15 protein-coding genes are annotated in these 17164 nt (G+C 64.1%); 8 read left to right on the forward strand and 7 right to left on the reverse strand.

The window, feature by feature from the left end; all coding sequences use genetic code 11:
- Positions 1 to 42: 42 nt before the first annotated feature.
- The 3 genes from Q362_RS0104930 to Q362_RS0104940 all read right to left on the reverse strand — a co-directional run bounded on the left by Q362_RS0104930 (position 43) and on the right by Q362_RS0104940 (position 3936).
- Positions 43 to 1776 (reverse strand): 30S ribosomal protein S1, encoded by a 1734-nt coding sequence (locus Q362_RS0104930; RefSeq protein ID WP_028317782.1) that lies wholly within the window; start codon positions 1774 to 1776, stop codon positions 43 to 45.
- Between the two features lie 202 nt (positions 1777 to 1978).
- On the reverse strand, positions 1979 to 2674 hold the full coding sequence (locus tag Q362_RS0104935) for a hypothetical protein (protein ID WP_028317783.1): 696 nt from the start codon (positions 2672 to 2674) through the stop codon (positions 1979 to 1981).
- Between the two features lie 83 nt (positions 2675 to 2757).
- On the reverse strand, positions 2758 to 3936 hold the full coding sequence (locus tag Q362_RS0104940) for a type IV pilus twitching motility protein PilT (protein WP_028317784.1): 1179 nt from the start codon (positions 3934 to 3936) through the stop codon (positions 2758 to 2760).
- Positions 3937 to 4036: 100 nt separating this feature from the next.
- On the opposite strand from Q362_RS0104940, the gene ilvD reads away from it, so the two are divergent.
- Together ilvD and Q362_RS0104950 are read left to right on the forward strand one after the other, a co-directional pair.
- Positions 4037 to 5866 carry a dihydroxy-acid dehydratase gene (gene ilvD / locus Q362_RS0104945; RefSeq protein ID WP_028317785.1) on the forward strand — a complete coding sequence of 610 codons (1830 nt, stop codon included), beginning with the start codon at positions 4037 to 4039 and terminating at the stop codon, positions 5864 to 5866.
- An 83-nt stretch (positions 5867 to 5949) separates the two neighbouring features.
- On the forward strand, positions 5950 to 6873 hold the full coding sequence (locus Q362_RS0104950) for a tetratricopeptide repeat protein (RefSeq protein ID WP_028317786.1): 924 nt from the start codon (positions 5950 to 5952) through the stop codon (positions 6871 to 6873).
- Positions 6874 to 6883: 10 nt separating this feature from the next.
- Here Q362_RS0104950 and Q362_RS0104955 read toward each other — a convergent pair whose 3' ends face one another.
- Both Q362_RS0104955 and glyQ read right to left on the reverse strand, forming a co-directional pair.
- Positions 6884 to 7084, reverse strand: coding sequence for a cold-shock protein (locus Q362_RS0104955; RefSeq protein WP_028317787.1), 201 nt, complete (start codon positions 7082 to 7084; stop codon positions 6884 to 6886).
- Positions 7085 to 7621: 537 nt separating this feature from the next.
- Entirely contained in the window at positions 7622 to 8503 is an 882-nt protein-coding gene (gene glyQ / locus Q362_RS0104965) for a glycine--tRNA ligase subunit alpha (protein ID WP_028317788.1), read from the reverse strand.
- 154 nt (positions 8504 to 8657) lie between these two features.
- Here glyQ and uvrA point away from each other — a divergent pair, with 154 nt between their 5' ends.
- The 3 genes from uvrA (at position 8658) to Q362_RS0104980 (ending at position 12393) form a co-directional block, all read left to right on the forward strand.
- Positions 8658 to 11486, forward strand: coding sequence for an excinuclease ABC subunit UvrA (gene uvrA, locus Q362_RS0104970; protein ID WP_028317789.1), 2829 nt, complete (start codon positions 8658 to 8660; stop codon positions 11484 to 11486).
- Positions 11487 to 11600: 114 nt separating this feature from the next.
- Positions 11601 to 12065 (forward strand): protein-export chaperone SecB, encoded by a 465-nt coding sequence (gene secB, locus Q362_RS0104975; protein WP_028317790.1) that lies wholly within the window; start codon positions 11601 to 11603, stop codon positions 12063 to 12065.
- Between the two features lie 109 nt (positions 12066 to 12174).
- Positions 12175 to 12393 carry a hypothetical protein gene (locus Q362_RS0104980; protein WP_028317791.1) on the forward strand — a complete coding sequence of 73 codons (219 nt, stop codon included), beginning with the start codon at positions 12175 to 12177 and terminating at the stop codon, positions 12391 to 12393.
- A gap of 96 nt (positions 12394 to 12489) precedes the next feature.
- On the opposite strand, the gene fabB is transcribed toward Q362_RS0104980, so the two are convergent.
- Complete coding sequence (fabB, locus tag Q362_RS0104985; RefSeq protein ID WP_028317792.1) at positions 12490 to 13698, reverse strand: beta-ketoacyl-ACP synthase I; 1209 nt, start codon at positions 13696 to 13698, stop codon at positions 12490 to 12492.
- Positions 13699 to 13712: 14 nt separating this feature from the next.
- The gene (locus tag Q362_RS0104990; RefSeq protein WP_028317793.1) at positions 13713 to 14468 is read right to left on the reverse strand and encodes an SDR family oxidoreductase; all 756 of its coding nucleotides are present in this window, start codon (positions 14466 to 14468) and stop codon (positions 13713 to 13715) included.
- Positions 14469 to 14647: 179 nt separating this feature from the next.
- Between Q362_RS0104990 and Q362_RS0104995 the strand changes: the two genes are divergently transcribed.
- From Q362_RS0104995 to rfaE2, 3 genes are read left to right on the forward strand one after another with little or no spacing between them, the layout of a single operon-like run.
- Positions 14648 to 15163, forward strand: a complete 516-nt coding sequence (locus Q362_RS0104995) for a ferritin-like domain-containing protein (protein ID WP_028317794.1) — start codon at positions 14648 to 14650, stop codon at positions 15161 to 15163.
- A gap of 15 nt (positions 15164 to 15178) precedes the next feature.
- A complete protein-coding gene (locus tag Q362_RS0105000; protein WP_028317795.1) occupies positions 15179 to 15883 on the forward strand; it encodes a DVU0298 family protein in 705 nt (234 codons plus the stop codon).
- A complete protein-coding gene (rfaE2, locus tag Q362_RS24485; RefSeq protein ID WP_084312300.1) occupies positions 15880 to 17157 on the forward strand; it encodes a D-glycero-beta-D-manno-heptose 1-phosphate adenylyltransferase in 1278 nt (425 codons plus the stop codon). The genes Q362_RS0105000 and rfaE2 overlap by 4 nt, the downstream gene beginning before the upstream one ends.
- Positions 17158 to 17164 lie beyond the last annotated feature (7 nt).

Genomic DNA, 17164 nt, shown 5'->3' on the forward strand with positions numbered 1-17164 from the left:
CAGGCCGACACCCGATATGGGTACAACGAAGCGCCTCGGCGCTTACTTGTTGTTATCCTCGCCGGCCGCCGCCTTCAACAGGTCGCCGAAGGTGGAGGGGGCCGCGCTCTGTGCCTTCTGGAGGTATTCCTCGGGGATGGCGCCGTTGTTTTCTTCCTTCTCCTGCAGGGCCTTCACCGACAGGCCGATCTTGCGGTCGTCCGCGGACACGTTGATGACCATGGCCTTCAGAGTGTCGTTGACGTTGAACATGCCGACCGGTGTCTTGACCTTGTCTTTCGAGATTTCAGACACGTGCACCAGACCCTCGATGCCCTCTTCCAATTGGACGAAGACGCCGAAATCGGTGACGTTGGTGATGGTGCCCTCAACAGTGGAGCCGATCGGGTAGTTGCTGGATGCGGCCTGCCACGGATCGGGTTCCAGTTGCTTGACGCCCAGGGAGAACCGCTCGTTTTCCTTGTCGATCTTGAGCACCACCGCCTGAATGGTCTCGCCCTTGGAGTACTTCTCGGACGGATGCTTGATCCGCTCGGTCCAGGACAGGTCGGACACGTGAATCAGGCCGTCGATGCCCTCCTCGATGCCGATGAAGATGCCGAAGTCGGTGATGTTCTTGATCTTGCCCTCGATGACCGAGCCCACCGGATAGCTCTCCTCGACCACATCCCAGGGATTGGGCTGCAACTGCTTCATGCCCAGGGAGATGCGCTTGGTCTCGGCCTCGACCTTGAGCACCTGCACCTCGATCTCCTCGCCGACGCCGACGATCTTGGACGGATGCCGCGGTTTTTTCGACCAGCTCATCTCGGAGATGTGGACCAGGCCCTCGACACCCTCCTCCAATTCGACGAATACGCCGTAATCGGTGATCGACACCACCTTGCCCTTGACCCTGGAACCGGGAGGATACTGGGTGGGAACCCGCTCCCAGGGATCGGTCTTGAGCTGCTTGACGCCCAGGGAGACCCGGTCGGAATTCTTGTCGTATTTGAGGATCTTGACCTCGATCTCCTCGCCGACGGTGTACAGCTTGGACGGATGCGAAACCCGGCCCCAGGAGAGGTCGGTGATGTGGCAGAGGCCGTCCATGCCGCCCAGATCGATGAACAGACCGTAGTCGGTGATATTGGTGATGGCGCCGCGGATGATCTGGCCCTCCTCGAGGGTGGTGCGCATCTGTTCGCGCAGGGCGGTCCGCTGGTGCTCCAGGATGGCCCGCCGGCTGATGACCACGTTGTTGCGTTTGCGGTTGAATTTGAGGATCTTGAACTCGAAGGTCTGGCCGATGAGGGCGTCCAGGTCCTTGACCGGACGCAGGTCGATCTGCGAGTAGGGCAGGAAGGCGGGCACGCCGATATCGACGGACATGCCGCCCTTGACCCGGTTATCGATACGGCCCTCGATGGTCCCGTCTTCTTCCTGGATTTTGGCAATCTGTTCCCAGACTTTGATGGCGATGGCCTTTTCGCGGGAAAGCAGCAGGCCGCCTTCATCCTTGCGTTTTTCAATGAACACTTCGAATTGATCGCCGATCTTGATGACCCGGTCCGGGTCTTCATGGCGGAATTCGGCGAGCGGGATGTAACTTTCCGCCTTGTCGCCGACATCGATCAGGACAGCATCGCTGCTCAGGCCGACGACGGTGCCGATGGCGACCTCGCCGACATTGATGACCGTGTTGTTGTCTTCCTGCTCGAACAGTTCCGCAAAGCTCATTTCCTCAAAGCTGGTGTCATCTGCCGCAAAAGCGGGTTGAGTTCCGTTTTTTGTCATGGAATTACCTGTGGTGACCGCTGGCGGTCTTTGCTAAGTGGTTGATGATAGGGAAAAGAAAGCCTTCGCCCGCTGGTGTGTGAAAGCAGATTATTTACCAGAGTTTTTTTTGAAAAACAACTGTTTCCTGTTGAAAAAAGGTATTTCTTGGCCGGATTGCCCTGGAGGGGTGGACGTTCGGGGAGATTCGTCGCTGCCGCGTTCAGCGTTTGCCGTAGGCGCCCAACTCCTCGAGCATGGGGCCGAACAGTTCCTCGTAGGCCGGAATGGCCTTGCGCAGCACGATGTCGAGATGGTGCAGATCGCTGCTGTTGACGGTGAGGTTGGCGCTGTGCGCCAGGGCCTCGAGATTGTACAGGGTGTGAAACTGCTCGCCGATGAGGATGTAGAAGATGTAGCGCCGCCGCTCCATGGCCAGGTTGCGCATGTGGGCATGAAAAAGGGACCGGTCCAGCGTCCCTTCCAGGCCGGTGTGGAAGACGATGCAGGAAAAATCGACGAACCGCATGCCTTCCATGGCGTCGGCCACCGTGTCGGCCATGACCACCTGGTATCCTACCGACTCCAGGGCCTCGCCGATGGTTTTGCGCTGTTCGTTCTCCTGGTGGAGCACCAGTGCCATGGGCACGTCTTCCACCTTGTCCGCGTTCTGGAAAAGCCCCAGTTCCAGCCAGTCCAGTTTCGGTGGGGGCGGCGGTTGCACGGCGCGGGACGGCGGTTGCTCCGACTTGCGCGGGGGCATCCCGGTTTTGTCCAGGGCAATGGCGCTGCGGCACAGGGGGCATTTGATGGTCAGGAGCTTGTCGGGCGCCAGTTGCGCCAGGGCCTGCTCCAGGCGGGCGGTCTGATCGGCGGAGAGCGGGATCGGCTTGGTGCAGAAAGGGCAGTGGGTCAACATGATGAGGGGGCCTCGGATGATGGGAACGGATGCGTGCTGCTCGTCTTGTGGATCTGACGCTGGAGGTTCGGGCGGACCATTGGTCACCACCGCTTGTAGGGATCGTCCTCTTCCTGCTGCTCCATGCGCAGGCCGTCGATGCTGGAGGTCCGTTCGCCCCGGGCGGCCTTGATGGTGTCCATACCCCGCTTGATCTCGCTGCGGTGGGAGGCGGAGAGGATCGCCGATTCCTCGGTGATCAGGCCGGCTTCGTAGAGTTCGAGCAGGTGCTGGTCGAAGGTCCGCATGTCGCGCGCCGAGCCGTCGCGGACCACGTTGTAGAAGGTCTTTTCCTCGGTTTCGCCGTTGATGATCAGGTCGCGGACCCGCAAACTGGTGCAGAGGATCTCCAGGGCGGCGATGCGGCCGCCGCCGATCCGGGGCAGCAGGCGCTGGCTGACGACCCAGCGGATGGTGTCGGCCAGGCGGTTGCGGATCTGGGGCTGTTCGTCCTGCTCGAACATGCCGAGGATGCGGTTGATGGTCTGGCCGGTGTCGATGGTGTGCAGGGTGGAGAAGACCACGTGGCCGGTTTCGGCGGCGGTCAGGGCGATTTCCAGGGTCTCCCGGTCGCGGATCTCGCCGACCAGGATGACCTTGGGCGCCTGGCGGAGGGCGGCCCGGAGACCGTTGGCAAAGGTGTCGAAGTCGTCGCCCATCTCCCGCTGGTTGAAGGTGGCCTTCTTGTGGGGATGGACGTATTCGATCGGGTCCTCCAGGGTGACGATGTGCACCGGGCGTTCCTCGTTGATCCTGTTGAGGATCGCGGCCATGGAGGTGGTCTTGCCGGTGCCGGTGGCGCCGGTGAACAGGATCAGGCCGTTGACCTCGCGGGCCATCTTGCCGAAGGCGTCGGGGAAATGGTACCCCTGGATCGAGGGGATCTTGGTCTCCAGTTTCCGCAGGACGGTCGAATAGTAGCCCTTCTGGGAGAAGATGTTGACCCGGAAACGATGTTTGTCGTCGAGGGAATAGGAGAGGTCGCAGGAGCCCTTGGTGACCAGGTCGCGCAGCAGGCGGCGGTTGCCGCCAATCAGGTTGAGGGCGAAGACCTCGGCCTGGAAGGGGGTCAGTTCGGTGACCGGCGGGCTGACCTCGACCGGCACCAGCACGCCGTCGCTCTCCACCTGCAGGTTCTTGCCCACGGTGATGTTGAGATCGGAAACCCGCTCGTGCCTGTGGAGCATGGCGGTGATCCAATAGTTAATCTCCTGTTGTTTCATGCGGCGTCCCGAGATAGTATTGGCGGAGGTATCTTTTAAGGTTCTATCGCTTCCGGGCGAGAAAAGACAAGAAAAAATTTTGAGTGCATCGAGGTGCGACATGACCAACTCCCTGCGGAGCGCGGTGACAACGGAAGGAAGAAGAATGGCGGGGGCCCGTGCCCTCTGGCGGGCCAACGGCATGCGGGAGGAACAGATCGGCCGGCCGGTGATCGCGGTGGTCAACTCGTTCACCCAGTTCGTGCCCGGCCACGTCCACCTGCACGAGATCGGCCAGCGGGTCAAGGCCGGGATCGAGGAGTTGGGCTGCTTCGCCGCCGAGTTCAACACCATCGCCATCGACGACGGCATCGCCATGGGCCACGACGGCATGCTCTATTCGCTGCCCTCCCGCGAGCTGATCGCCGATTCGGTGGAGTACATGTGCAACGCCCACAAGGCCGACGCCATGGTCTGCATCTCCAACTGCGACAAGATCACCCCCGGCATGCTGATGGCGGCGATGCGGCTCAACATTCCGGCGATCTTCGTCTCCGGCGGGCCGATGGAGGCCGGCCGGGCGGGCAACAGGGCGCTGGACCTGATCGACGCCATGATCATGGCTGGCGATCAGGCGGTGAGCGACGCCGAGGTGGCCGAGGTCGAGCGTTCCGCCTGCCCCACCTGCGGCTCCTGCTCGGGCATGTTCACCGCCAACTCGATGAACTGCCTCAACGAGGCCCTGGGGCTGGCCCTGCCGGGCAACGGCACGGTGGTCGCCACCCATGCGGCGCGCCTGGCCCTGTTCGACCGGGCGGCGGCGCGCATCGTCGCCATGTGCGAGGCCTGGTACGGCCGGGGCGACGCCTCGGTCCTGCCCCGGTCCATCGCCACCCGGGCCGCCTTCGACAACGCCATGGCCCTCGACATCGCCATGGGCGGTTCGACCAACACCGTGCTCCACATCCTGGCCATCGCTCACGAGGCCGAGGTCGATTTCACCATGCGCGACATCGACGCCCTCTCGCGGCGGGTGCCCAACCTGTGCAAGGTGGCACCCAGCTCCCCCTACCATGTGGAGGATGTCAACCGGGCCGGCGGTATCCTCGGCATCCTCGCCGAACTGGAGCGCGGCGGGCTGCTGGACACCTCCGTCCACCGGGTGGACGGCCTCACCCTGGGCCAGGCCCTGGCGCAGTTCGACATCATGCGGCCGGAAGCAACCGAGGCGGCGCGGACCCTGTATCGCAGCGCGCCGGCAGGCGTGCGCAATCTGGTCATGGGCTCGCAGCAGACGCTTTTTCCCAAACTGGATACCGACCGGACCGCGGGCTGCATCCGCGACATCGCCCACGCCTACTCCAGGGACGGCGGCCTGGCGGTTCTGTACGGCAACATCGCCGAGCAGGGCTGCATCGTCAAGACCGCCGGGGTCGATGCCTCGATCCTCCATTTCACCGGCACGGCCAGGGTCTACCATTCCCAGGAAGAGGCCTGCGACGCCATCCTCGACGGTACGGTCCAGGCCGGCGACGTGGTCTTCATCCTCTACGAGGGGCCCAAGGGCGGGCCGGGGATGCAGGAGATGCTCTATCCCACCTCCTATCTCAAATCGCGGCATCTGGGCGCGGCCTGCGCCCTGGTGACCGACGGCCGCTTTTCCGGCGGCACCTCCGGGCTGTCCATCGGCCACGTTTCCCCCGAGGCGGCCAGCGGCGGCGCCATCGGGCTGGTGCGCGAAGGCGACCGCATCGACATCGACATCCCGAAGCGGACGATTTCGCTGCTGATCACCGACGAGGAACTGGCCGCCCGCCGCCGCGAGGAAGAGACGCGCGGCGCCCTGGCCTTCACGCCCAGGCGCGACCGCACGGTCTCCAAGGCCCTACAGGTGTACGCCCGTTTCGCCGCCTCCGCCGACCGGGGCGCGGTCCGGCTGCTCGACATCTGAGCGGTCCGGCGCCGGCCCACGCCGCGGCGCACGATTCCCGACGGGGACCGGCTGGCCGGTCTCCGTCTTCCTTGATGAAGCCCATGCAACTCGACCTGTTCCAGTGGGATCTGCTTGAAACCGGCAAGGGGTACGCCTGCCTGGCCCAACTGGACCTTGCGGAGGCGCGGTCACGCTTCGCCCGGGTCCTGGAGGCGCGGCCGGCCCATCCGGCCGCTACGGCCGGCTTGCAGGCGGTCCGGTACTGGGAGCAGGCCTTCCGGGCGGTGGCAGCACTGCAAGGGGAACGCGCGGTCGCCCTGTTCTGGAAGCGGTTGCAGGCCTTCTCCTTCGGGAGCGGCGAGGTCGACCGGGAGCTGCGGGCCAGTCTGCTGGCGCGGCTGCAGCAGATGATGGCGGAGGAAGGGATCGACTACCTGCCGCCGGATCTGTGCCTGGGCTATCTCTCGCTGCAACTGGGCGACGCCATCGCCGCCGAAAGCCAGTTGCGCACTCTGATCGAAACCGTTCCCGGCGAGGGCCTGCTGTACGGGTATCTCGGCGATGCCCTCTGGCGTCAGGGCCGGCGGGAGATCGCCAACGGCGTCTATACCATTGGCCTGCTGCGCGATCCCGAGCGCTTGTCTGCCCACGTTCCCTGCAATGCCCGGCTGGCGGCGGTCATCGCCGCCTACGGCGCGGCCATGGCCCCTGTCCACGGGTTTCTGGAGGGCATCCTGCCCTTGGTGGAGTTGGAAGAATCATCCGCGACCGAGGCGGTCCGGATCTACGGACTTCTGCGCCGGTCGGAACGGGCCCGGCGTCGCCGGGACCACGCGGCCATGATGGCCGCACGGAGGGAGTTGCAGAACTTGGCGCCCGAGGTGTTTACCGCCTACCTGCGGTTCGTGCAGGCGGGCGAACAGGAACAGCCGCCCCGGGAAGGGACGAAAGAAAGTGGGAGGTCCCGGCCGAAGGATGAGCGTGCCACGCACGACCGCGAAGCGGGGCTCGTGCGTGGACGATAGCAGGTGTTGACTACAGCTTGACCACGTTTTCGGCCGCCGGGCCCTTGGCGCCGCTGACGACCTCGAATTTGACCCGGTCTCCCTCCTTCAGGGATTTGAACCCTTGGCCCTGGATCGCGGAATAGTGGACAAAGACATCCTTGCCGCCATCCTGCTGGATAAAACCGAATCCCTTGGAATCATTGAACCATTTTACCGTTCCCTCTGCCATTGCCGTTCCTCCTTGTGTCAACGACCTTACTCTGACCTGGGTGCAGGTCATCTTTGAAAAGCGGGTTCATACGACAGATAGTTGAAGTGCCGCCGAAAGAGCGTCCTGCAAAGTATCCGTACGGTGCAACCCTTGGAAAATCGTATTGTTCCCCTCCACCATCGGTTTCCGTTCGTGTGTATCCTCACTGCCTTCCCTCTGGCACCGGCAACGCGACGCGCGACAGGCCGGCAAGGGCGGCCGCTTTGGGGCATCGGGCACGGGAAGACAGATGAAAATGATGTTCATTCAGTGGAGAATTGCAGGGAAGTATCGGTGCAGCAGGCAAAAAGAGGATGTTCGACAGGAGGTGGAACCGACAAGGACGGGAGATGAATGCGATGGGCCACAGGTATTCGAACTGTTCTGCCTGGACGAGGAATAGAATGCATTGCACGTATGAGCATTTCGAGGGTTATCTACCGTAAACTCCCTTGAAATGCCAGATGTTTTTTTGTTTGTCCCGGTTTTTCCGCCTGTTGGTCTGCGCGGAGCAAATCAGATTGTCGCCATTTGCTTGAGGAGGGGAAAGCCCATGGCTTGCCGCTGTTCGACGTAGCGTTGGGCCACTTGGCGGGCGATGTGCCGGATCCGGCCGATGTACCGGGTGCGCTCGGCCACGCTGATGGCCTTGCGGGCATCGAGCAGGTTGAAGGTGTGCGAGCACTTGAGGCAGTAGTCGTAACCGGGCAGGATCAGGTTCTTCTCCACCAGCTTCAGGGCTTCGCGCTCGTAGGTGTCGAAGGCGTGGAACAGCTCGGCGACGTTGGCCTCCTCGAAGTTGAAGGCGGAGAATTCCCGCTCGGCCTGGTGGAAGATCTCGCCGTAGGTTACCTCTTCGTTCCAGGCGATGTCGTAAACCGAATCCACCTTCTGCAGATACATGGCGATTCGCTCCAGGCCGTAGGTGATCTCGGCGGTCACCGGCTTGAGATCGATGGAGCCGGCCTGTTGGAAGTAGGTGAATTGGGTGATTTCCATGCCGTCCAGCCACACCTCCCAGCCGAGTCCCCAGGCCCCCAGGGTGGGTGACTCCCAGTCGTCCTCGACGAAGCGGATGTCGTGTTCCAGCAGGTTGAGGCCGAATCGCTTCAGACTTTCCAGGTACATGGCCTGCACGTCCGCGGGCGAGGGCTTGATCACCACCTGATACTGGTAATAGTGCTGCAACCGGTTCGGATTCTCGCCGTAGCGGCCGTCGGTCGGGCGCCGCGACGGCTGGACATAGGCCGCCTTCCACGGCTCGGGTCCCAGGGCGCGGAGCAGGGTGGCGGGATGGAAGGTGCCGGCTCCCACTTCCATGTCGTAGGGCTGCATGACGACACAGCCCGCGGATGCCCAGTAGCTGTTCAAGGTGGCGATGATGTCCTGAAAGTACATGGCAGAATCTTTCCAGTATTGATTGTTGCGGGATCGTGGCTACAAGTATGCGGCAATCTACCACAGGACAGGGCCACGGTAAACGAAATTGTCGGCCGCCGCCCCGGCCTCCGGGGCCCGCAGCGGCCTTGTCCCCGAGCAAGAGCAGTGCGCAATGGAACCCCAATTTCTCCGCATCCGCGGCGCGCGGATGCACAACCTGAAAAACATCTCCGTCGATCTGCCGCGCAACAAGTTGATCGTCTTCACCGGCCTGTCCGGCAGCGGCAAGTCGACCCTGGCCTTCGACACGCTCTATGCCGAGGGCCAGCGCCGCTACGTCGAATCGCTTTCCACCTACGCCCGCCAGTTTCTCGGACAGATGGACAAGCCCGATGTCGACCTGCTCGAGGGCCTGTCGCCGGCGGTTTCCATCGAACAGAAGACCACCAGCAAAAATCCGCGCTCCACCGTGGGCACGGTCACCGAGATCTACGATCACCTCCGCCTGCTCTTCGCCCGGGCCGGGCAGCCGCACTGCCCCCAGTGCGGCCAGGCGATCCGCTCCCAGTCGGTGCACGACATGCTCGAATCCCTGCTGGCCCGCCAGGAAGGCGAGAAGGTGCTCCTGCTGGCGCCGCTGGTGACGCGGAAAAAGGGTCAGCACGAACAGGTCTTCCAGCGGCTGCGCAAGGAGGGCTTTGTCCGGGTGCGGGTGAACGGCGAGGTGCGCCAGCTCGGCGAGGAGATCGTCCTCGACAAGAACAAGCGCCACACCATTGAGGCGGTGGTCGACCGGTTGGTGATCAAGGCCTCGATCCGGCGGCGGCTGGACGAATCGGTGAGCACCGCCGTGGCCCTGGGCGGCGGCGCCATGCTGGCCCACTTTCCCGACACCGGCGAGGAGGTGCTGTTCAGTGAATCGGCCGCCTGCCACCAGTGCGGCATCTCGGTGCCCGAACTCTCCACCCAGTTGTTTTCCTTCAACAATCCCCAGGGCGCCTGCCCGGTGTGCAGCGGCTTGGGCGTCAACCAGTTCATCGACGAGCGCCTGATCGTGCCCGACGAATCGCTCTCGCTCCCGGACGGCGCCATCGTGCCCTGGACCCGACGGCGGCTGTCCACCCAGGCCGACCAGTGGATCGAGGCCTTTGCCCGCCACTATCAGTTCGACCCGAACACGCCCTTTGCCGACCTGCCGGACAAGGCCAGAAAAGGGCTCCTGCACGGCACCGGCCGGGAAAAGCTCGAATTCGTGCACAGCCGCGGCCGCCGCACCCTGGTGTCGCAACTCGTCTTCGAGGGCATCGTGCCCCGCCTCAACCGGCTGTTCCGCGAAACCACCTCGGCCCGCCTGCGCGAGGAGGTGGAGGGGTTCATGAACGAGCAGGGCTGCCCGGCCTGCCAGGGGGCCCGGCTCAAGCCCGAGGCCCTGGCGGTGCGGGTCGGCCGCTGGTCGATCATCGACTTGTGCCGGATGGCCATCGAGCAGTTGATCCAGGAACTGGAAACGCTCGATTTCGAGTCGCGCCAGGCGATCATCGCCAAACCCATCCTCAAGGAGATCCGCGAGCGGCTTTTCTTCCTCCAGGGCGTGGGGCTCGGCTACCTGTCGCTCGACCGCAAGGCGGGCACGCTCTCCGGCGGCGAGGCCCAGCGCATCCGCCTGGCCTCGCAGATCGGCTCCGGCCTGGCCGGGGTGCTGTACATTCTCGACGAACCGAGCATCGGCCTGCACCAGCGCGACAACAACAAGCTGATCAAGACCCTGATCAACCTCCGCGACCTGGGCAACACCGTGATCGTGGTCGAACACGATTCGGACACCATCGCCAACGCCGACCATGTGCTCGACATCGGGCCGGGCGCGGGCGTGCACGGTGGCGAGATCCTCTATTCCGGGCCGGTGCCCGGCCTGCTCGACTGCGAGGCCTCCCAGACCGGCGGCTATCTCTCCGGCCGGCTCAGAATCGAGGTGCCGGACCAGCGCCGGCCCGTCACCGACCGGGCCGTCGAGGTGCGGGGCGCGGTCGTCAACAATCTGCAGAATCTGTCGGTCCGCTTTCCCCTGGGGGTGATGACCTGCGTCACCGGCGTTTCCGGCTCAGGCAAGAGTTCGCTGGTGATCGAGACCCTGTTCCGCGAGGCCGAACGGTATTTCACTGACAAACGGGGCTATCTGCGCGGGCCGCACCTGCTCCACGGCATGGAGCAACTCGACAAGGTGATCGACATCGACCAGAGCCCCATCGGCCGCACGCCGCGCTCCAACCCGGCCACCTACACCGGGGTGATGACGCCCATCCGCGAACTGCTCGCCCGCCTGCCGGAATCGCGCGCCCGCGGCTACCAGCCGGGCCGATTCAGCTTCAACATCAAGGGCGGCCGCTGCGAGACCTGCGAGGGCGACGGCCTCATCCGTATCGCCATGCATTTTCTGCCCGACATCTACGTCACCTGCGAGCGCTGCCAGGGCAGGCGCTACAACCAGGAGACCCTGGACATTAGCTATAAGGGGAAAAACATCGCCGAGATCCTGCAAATGACCGTGGAGGAGGCCCTGGCCTTTTTCCAGAACGTGCCGCCGATCGCCGGCCGCCTGCAGACCATCGTCGATGTCGGCCTGGGTTACCTCTCCCTGGGGCAAAGCTCGGTGACGCTCTCCGGCGGCGAGGCCCAGCGGGTCAAGCTGGCCAAGGAACTGAGCCGCCGCTCCACCGGCCAGACCCTCTACATCCTCGACGAGCCCACCACCGGTCTCCATCCGGCCGACATCCAGCACCTGCTCCGGGTCCTGGGGCGGCTGGTCGACGGCGGTAACACCGTGGTGGTGATCGAGCACAACCTCGACGTGATCAAGACCGCCGACTACGTGATCGACATCGGCCCCGAGGGCGGCAGCGGCGGCGGCCGGGTGATCGCCACCGGCAGCCCCGAGACCATCGCCCGCACCTCCGGCTCCTACACCGGCATGTTTTTGAAGCAGTTTCTTAACGGTGATTGAACGGTTTTTTCATTGTCTTTCCGGACCATCCCCTGGTAGGATGCCCGCCGATTGCACAAACTGCCGGTGTCTTGAATCACCGGTTTTTCATGACTTCCACCACAAGGACCGACCATGGCAGAGCAGACCCCCGAACAGCAGGAAATCCCGATTTTCCGCATGCAGAAGATGTACATCAAGGATTTTTCCTTCGAGAGCCCCAATGCCCCCAAGGTATTTCTGGTGCGCAATCAGGACCCCAAGGTGGATTTCAACCTCCAGCTGAAGAACCAGAAGCTCGACGACGACCATACCGAGGTCTCCATCGCCATCACCGCCAAGGTCCTGGACAAGAACAACGAAGATGCGGTGATGTTTATCGTCGAGATCGAGCACGCCGCCGTCTTCCTGATGAAGAACATTCCCGAGGAGCACCACGAGCGGGTGCTGGCGGTTGACTGTCCCCTGATGCTCTTCCCCTTTACCCGCCAGATCGTTTGCCAGGTCGCGGTGGACGGCGGCTTCATGCCGTTTTTGATGGAGCCGATCAACTTCATCGCCCTCTACGACAACGCCCAGCGCCAGCAGAAGGACGCCTGACGGGGAAGTGGCGTTTTTGCAGTAAAGCTCGATGAAAAGGGCAACGGGATTCCGTTGCCCTTTTTGTTGTCTGGAAAATCAGTGCGACTCGGAAGGAGGAGATCAGCCCATGGAACTGTTGGCCTGTCCCCAATGCGGCTCGGAGTTGTTCGTGTCGACCAGGTCGGGCGCCCGGATCGTCTTTCAGGTGAATGCCGAACGGCAGCCGGTTGTTGTCCGTCCGGAACAGCAACCGGCGGATGCGGTGCCGATCGATCTGCATGACATCTCCTGCGGGGCCTGCACCTGGCAGGGATCGGTGGAGATGCTGGTTGAATCGCGCATGTGAGTCAGGGAGAATTTGGCCAGGCTGAAGCGCGAGAGGGACGGCCGCGGCCCCGGGTTCGACATCCCCCCAAGGCCGCGTCGGTTGTTCAGCCTCCGGTCACACCTTCCTGAAAATCAGACAGGCGTTGGTGCCGCCGAAGCCGTAGCTGTTGCTCATCACCGTGGTGAGGCGGGCGTCGCGGTTGGCCTCGACGATATTGTGCCCCGCTGCCTCCGGGTCCATGGTGTCGATATTGGCCGAGCCGCAGATGAAGCCGTGGTTCAGCATCAGCAGGCTGTAGATGGTCTCGTGCACCCCGGCCGCGCCCAGGCTGTGGCCGGAGAGGGACTTGGTCGAACTGATCGGCGGGTTATCCGCGCCGAACACCTCGCGGATGGCCCGCAGTTCCACCAGGTCGCCGATGGGGGTGGAGGTGCCGTGGGCGTTGATGTAGTCGATGGGGCCGGCAGTCGCGGCCAGGGCCAGGCGGATGCAGCGCACCGCGCCCTCGCCCGAGGGCTGCACCATTTCCGAGCCGTCGGCGGTGGCGCCGTAGCCGATCACCTCGGCGTAGATGGTCGCCCCCCGTTTTTTCGCCCGCTCGTATTCTTCCACCACCACCAGACCGGCGCCGTTGGCGACGACGAAGCCGTCGCGGTCGCGGTCGTAGGGCCGAGAGGCCCGCTCCGGCGCGTCGTTGAACCGGGTGGACAGGGCGCCCATGGCGTCGAACATGGCGGTCTGGGTCCAATGTTCCTCGTCGGCGCCGCCGGCAAAGACCACATCCTGCTTGCCCAGTTGAATTTGCTCCATGGCCGCGCCGATGCAGTGCGAGCCGGTGGCGCAGGCCGAGGAGATCGAGTAGCACAACCCCTTGATGCGGTGGGTGCTGGTCAGGCAGGCGGAGACCGTGCTGCTCATGGTGCGCGGCACCATGAAGGGGGAGAGCCGCTTCAATCCCTTCTCCCGCATGATGTCGGCGGTGGCGACCACGTTTTCGGCCGAGGTGCCGCCGGAGCCGATGATCAGGCCGGTGCGGGGATGGGAAACCTCCTCATCGGCCAGGCCGGCATCGGCGATCGCCTGCTGCAGGGCGATGGAGGCGTAGGCGGCGGCATTGCCCATGAAGCGCAGGTTTTTCTTGTCGATCTGTTCCTTCAGGTCCACCCGGGTGAAGCCGCCGATCTGGGCGCGCAGCCCCATGTCACGGTAAGGCGAATGAAAGCGGATGCCCGAACGGCCCTCCCGCAGCGAGGCCAGGACCTCGGCGGTGGAGTCGCCCAAGGGCGAGACAATGCCCATGCCGGTGATCACAACTCGTCGCATGCCGTTCTCCGCGCTCAGGGTTCCCGGTGGATGGCCAGGGGACCGCAGCTCTGGCAGACCGGCATGACCTCGACCGTGCAGATGTTGACGTGCGGCGGCACGGTGGTCACCCAGTGGACGATGTCGGCGATGTCCACCGGCCGCAACGGCTGGGTGCCCTTATAGACCGCGTCGGCCTTGCTTTTGTCGCCGTGGAAGCGGACGATGGAAAACTCGCTCTCCGAAAGACCCGGCTCAATGTTGGTCACGCGGATCTTGGTGTGGATCAGGTCGGTGAGCAGGTTGCGGGAGAACTGCTTGACGAACGCCTTGGTGGCGCCGTAGACGTTGCCGCCCGGATAGGGGTAGGTGCCGGCGATGGAGCCCATGTTGATGATGTGGCCCCGGTTGCGGGCCACCATGCCCGGCAGTAGGCAGCGGGTGAGGAAGCACAGCCCTTTGATGTTGGTGTCGATCATGGTTTCCCAGTCGTCCAGATTGGCCTCGTGGGCGCCTTCCAGGCCGAGCGCCAGGCCGGCGTTGTTGACCAGGACGTCGATGTCGCCAAACCCCTCGGGCAGGTCGCGGACCATGGCCTTGACCGCGTCCAGGTCGCGGACGTCGAGTTCCACGGTATGGATCGGGGTGGCGCTGCAATGATCGCGCAGTTCCTTGAGTCGGTCCGCCCGCCGGCCGGTGACCACGAGCCGCCAGCCCTCGGCGGCGAAACGTTCGGCGCAGGCCCTGCCGAAACCGGAGGTGGCGCCGGTGATACAAACGGTTTTCTGCATGCTGTACTCCATTTTTTGCAATTTATTCGGAAGGCATAGGGAAACAGGTTTGCCTGCAAAAAACAACATCTTTCCAGAAAAGTCTGGAATGCCTCATGGTTGTGCTTATAGTTGGAAGCATCGTTCCCCTGGGGAACACCGTCCATCATTCGTCCAACCGGCAGCCAAGGGAGGCCACCATGCTGAAAAAGAAGATGCTCAAGGCGTTCAACGACCAGATCAATGCGGAAATGTATTCCTCCTACCTGTACCTGGCCATGGAGGCCTATTTTCAATCGATCAGCCTCAAGGGCTGCGCCAACTGGATGCGGACGCAGGCGCAGGAAGAACTGATGCACGCCATGAAATTCTATGATTTCGTCATCGAGCGCGGCGGCAAGGTGACCCTGGAGGCCATCGCCAAACCGGAAACCGCCTGGAACACGCCGCTGGCCGTCTTCGAGGCGGTGCTCAAGCACGAGGAGCACGTCACCGGCCTGATCAACGACCTGGTCGACCTGGCCATCAGCGAAAAAGACCATGCCAGCAACAATTTCCTCCAGTGGTTCGTCTCCGAGCAGGTGGAAGAGGAGGCCAGCGCCAGCGAGATCATCGAAAAGCTCAAGCTGATCAAGGACAATACCTCGGGTCTGTTCATGATCGACGCCGAACTGGGCACCCGCGTCTTCACCATGCCGGCACCCGCGGCCGAGTAAGGAGAGCCCGGCGACGTGAGCGGCCGTACCATCAAGCACGAGGTCCTGGCGCTACTGCGGGGCCCGGACCTCGCCGCCGTCATGGCGTCGATGCGGCGCTATCCGGCCAAGGCTGCGGTCAATGTCCTGTTTTCGGCGATCTGCCGGGAGGAGCCGCACCTGCGGTGGTACGCGGTCAGTTGCATGGGCGATGCCGTGGCCCGGCTGGCGGCGGAGGCTATGGAGGAGGCGCGGGTCGTGATGCGTCGCTTTCTCTGGAGCCTCAACGACGAGTCCGGCGGCATCGGCTGGGGGGCGCCGGAGTCCATGGCCGAGGCCATGTGCCGCCATGACGGCTTGGCCGGGGAATACATCCACATGCTGCTGTCCTACATGCGCGAGGACGGTCCGGAGATCTGCCAGGACGGCAACTACATCGAGCATCCCCTGCTGCAGCGCGGGCTGCTCTGGGGCGTGGCCCGCTTGAGCGGCTGCCGGCCCCGCCTCCTGATCGACAAGGGCGCCGGGGCCGACATCCCGCCCTACCTGCACGCCAAGGACGCGACCGTCCGCGGCCTGGCCGCCCTGGCGGCGGGCAACCTCCATCTGAACGCCACCGAAGCGGCGCTCCGGGCAAGGGTGGACGATCCGGCCCCGCTGACCCTGTACTGGGACGGCCAGTTCCGGGCAACCACGGTCGGCGCCCTGGCGCAATCAGCCCTGGAGCAGATGAGCGAATGAGCGAGTCGACCCTGTTTCCGGCCGTTGCCTGCGTGCAGTTCACCATCGCCATTGGTGCGGTGGAACGCAACATCGATGAGGCGGAGCGCCTGATCGATGAGTTCGCTCCGGCCCCGGACACCCTGCTCGTGCTGCCCGAGATGTGGGCCACCGGCTTCGACTACGACCGGACGACGGAACTCGGACGGCGAACCCCGGAGATTCTGGAGGCCATGCAGCGGATCGCCGCCCGGCATCGGGCCGTGCTGGCCGGCACCCTGACCGACCTGCCCGCCGATGGCGGCCTGCCGACCAACACCCTGTTCGTGGTCGGGCCGCAAGGCGTGCTTGGCCGACTGGCCAAGCAGCACCTGTTCACTCACTGGCACGAGGACGACTATTACCGGGGCGGGGCGGCGTCCTCCCTGATCCGAACCCCGAACGGCCCGCTGGCCGGACTGGTGTGCTACGATCTCCGCTTTCCCGAGGTCGCCCGGCAACAGATCTTCGCCGGCGGCCGCCTGCTGGCGGTGTCGGCCCAGTGGCCGGCGAGCCGGCTCGATCACTGGCAGACCCTGGTGCGGGCCCGGGCCATCGAGAATCAGGTCTATGTGGCTGCGGCCAACGGCTGCGGCCTGACCGGCGCCATGGCAATGGCGGGCCACTCGATGATCGTGGCCCCGGACGGCACGGTGGTGCGGGCGGCCGGCGTCGAAGCGACGGTGATCGGTTGTCCGCTCGACGACGCTTTGGTCGACGAACAGCGGCGCCGTTTCTATCCGGCCGGCGACCGGTCCTGGGGCACCGCCGACCGGGACAAGATCCGCACCCTGGAGGAGTTGCACCCCGTCCTGGCCCTGATCCGGCGTGCAGGATGTCAAAACAGCCGCATCGCCTTCACCAACGGCTGCTTCGACATCCTGCACGCCGGTCATGTCAGCTACCTGGAGGCCGCGCGCCGCACCGCCGACTGCCTGGTGGTGGGGCTGAACACCGACGACTCGGTGCGTGGGCTGAAGGGGCCGTGCCGGCCGGTGAACAGCGAGGCCGACCGGGCCCGGGTCCTGGCGGCCTTGGGCTGCGTCGATTTTGTCGTGCCCTTTGCCGAGCCCACCCCGCTGCGGCTGATCACCGCGCTTTCGCCCGACGTTCTGGTCAAGGGTGCGGATTACCGGGAGGAAGAGATCGTCGGCGCCGCCGAGGTCAAGGCCGCCGGCGGCCGGGTGGTGCGGATTCCCTTCGAACACGACCGCTCGACCACCGAACTGATCGACCGGATCAGATCCGCATCCTGACCGTTGC

The sequence above is a fragment of the Desulfobulbus elongatus DSM 2908 genome (assembly GCF_000621145.1).
GTDB classification, from domain to species: domain Bacteria; phylum Desulfobacterota; class Desulfobulbia; order Desulfobulbales; family Desulfobulbaceae; genus Desulfobulbus; species Desulfobulbus elongatus.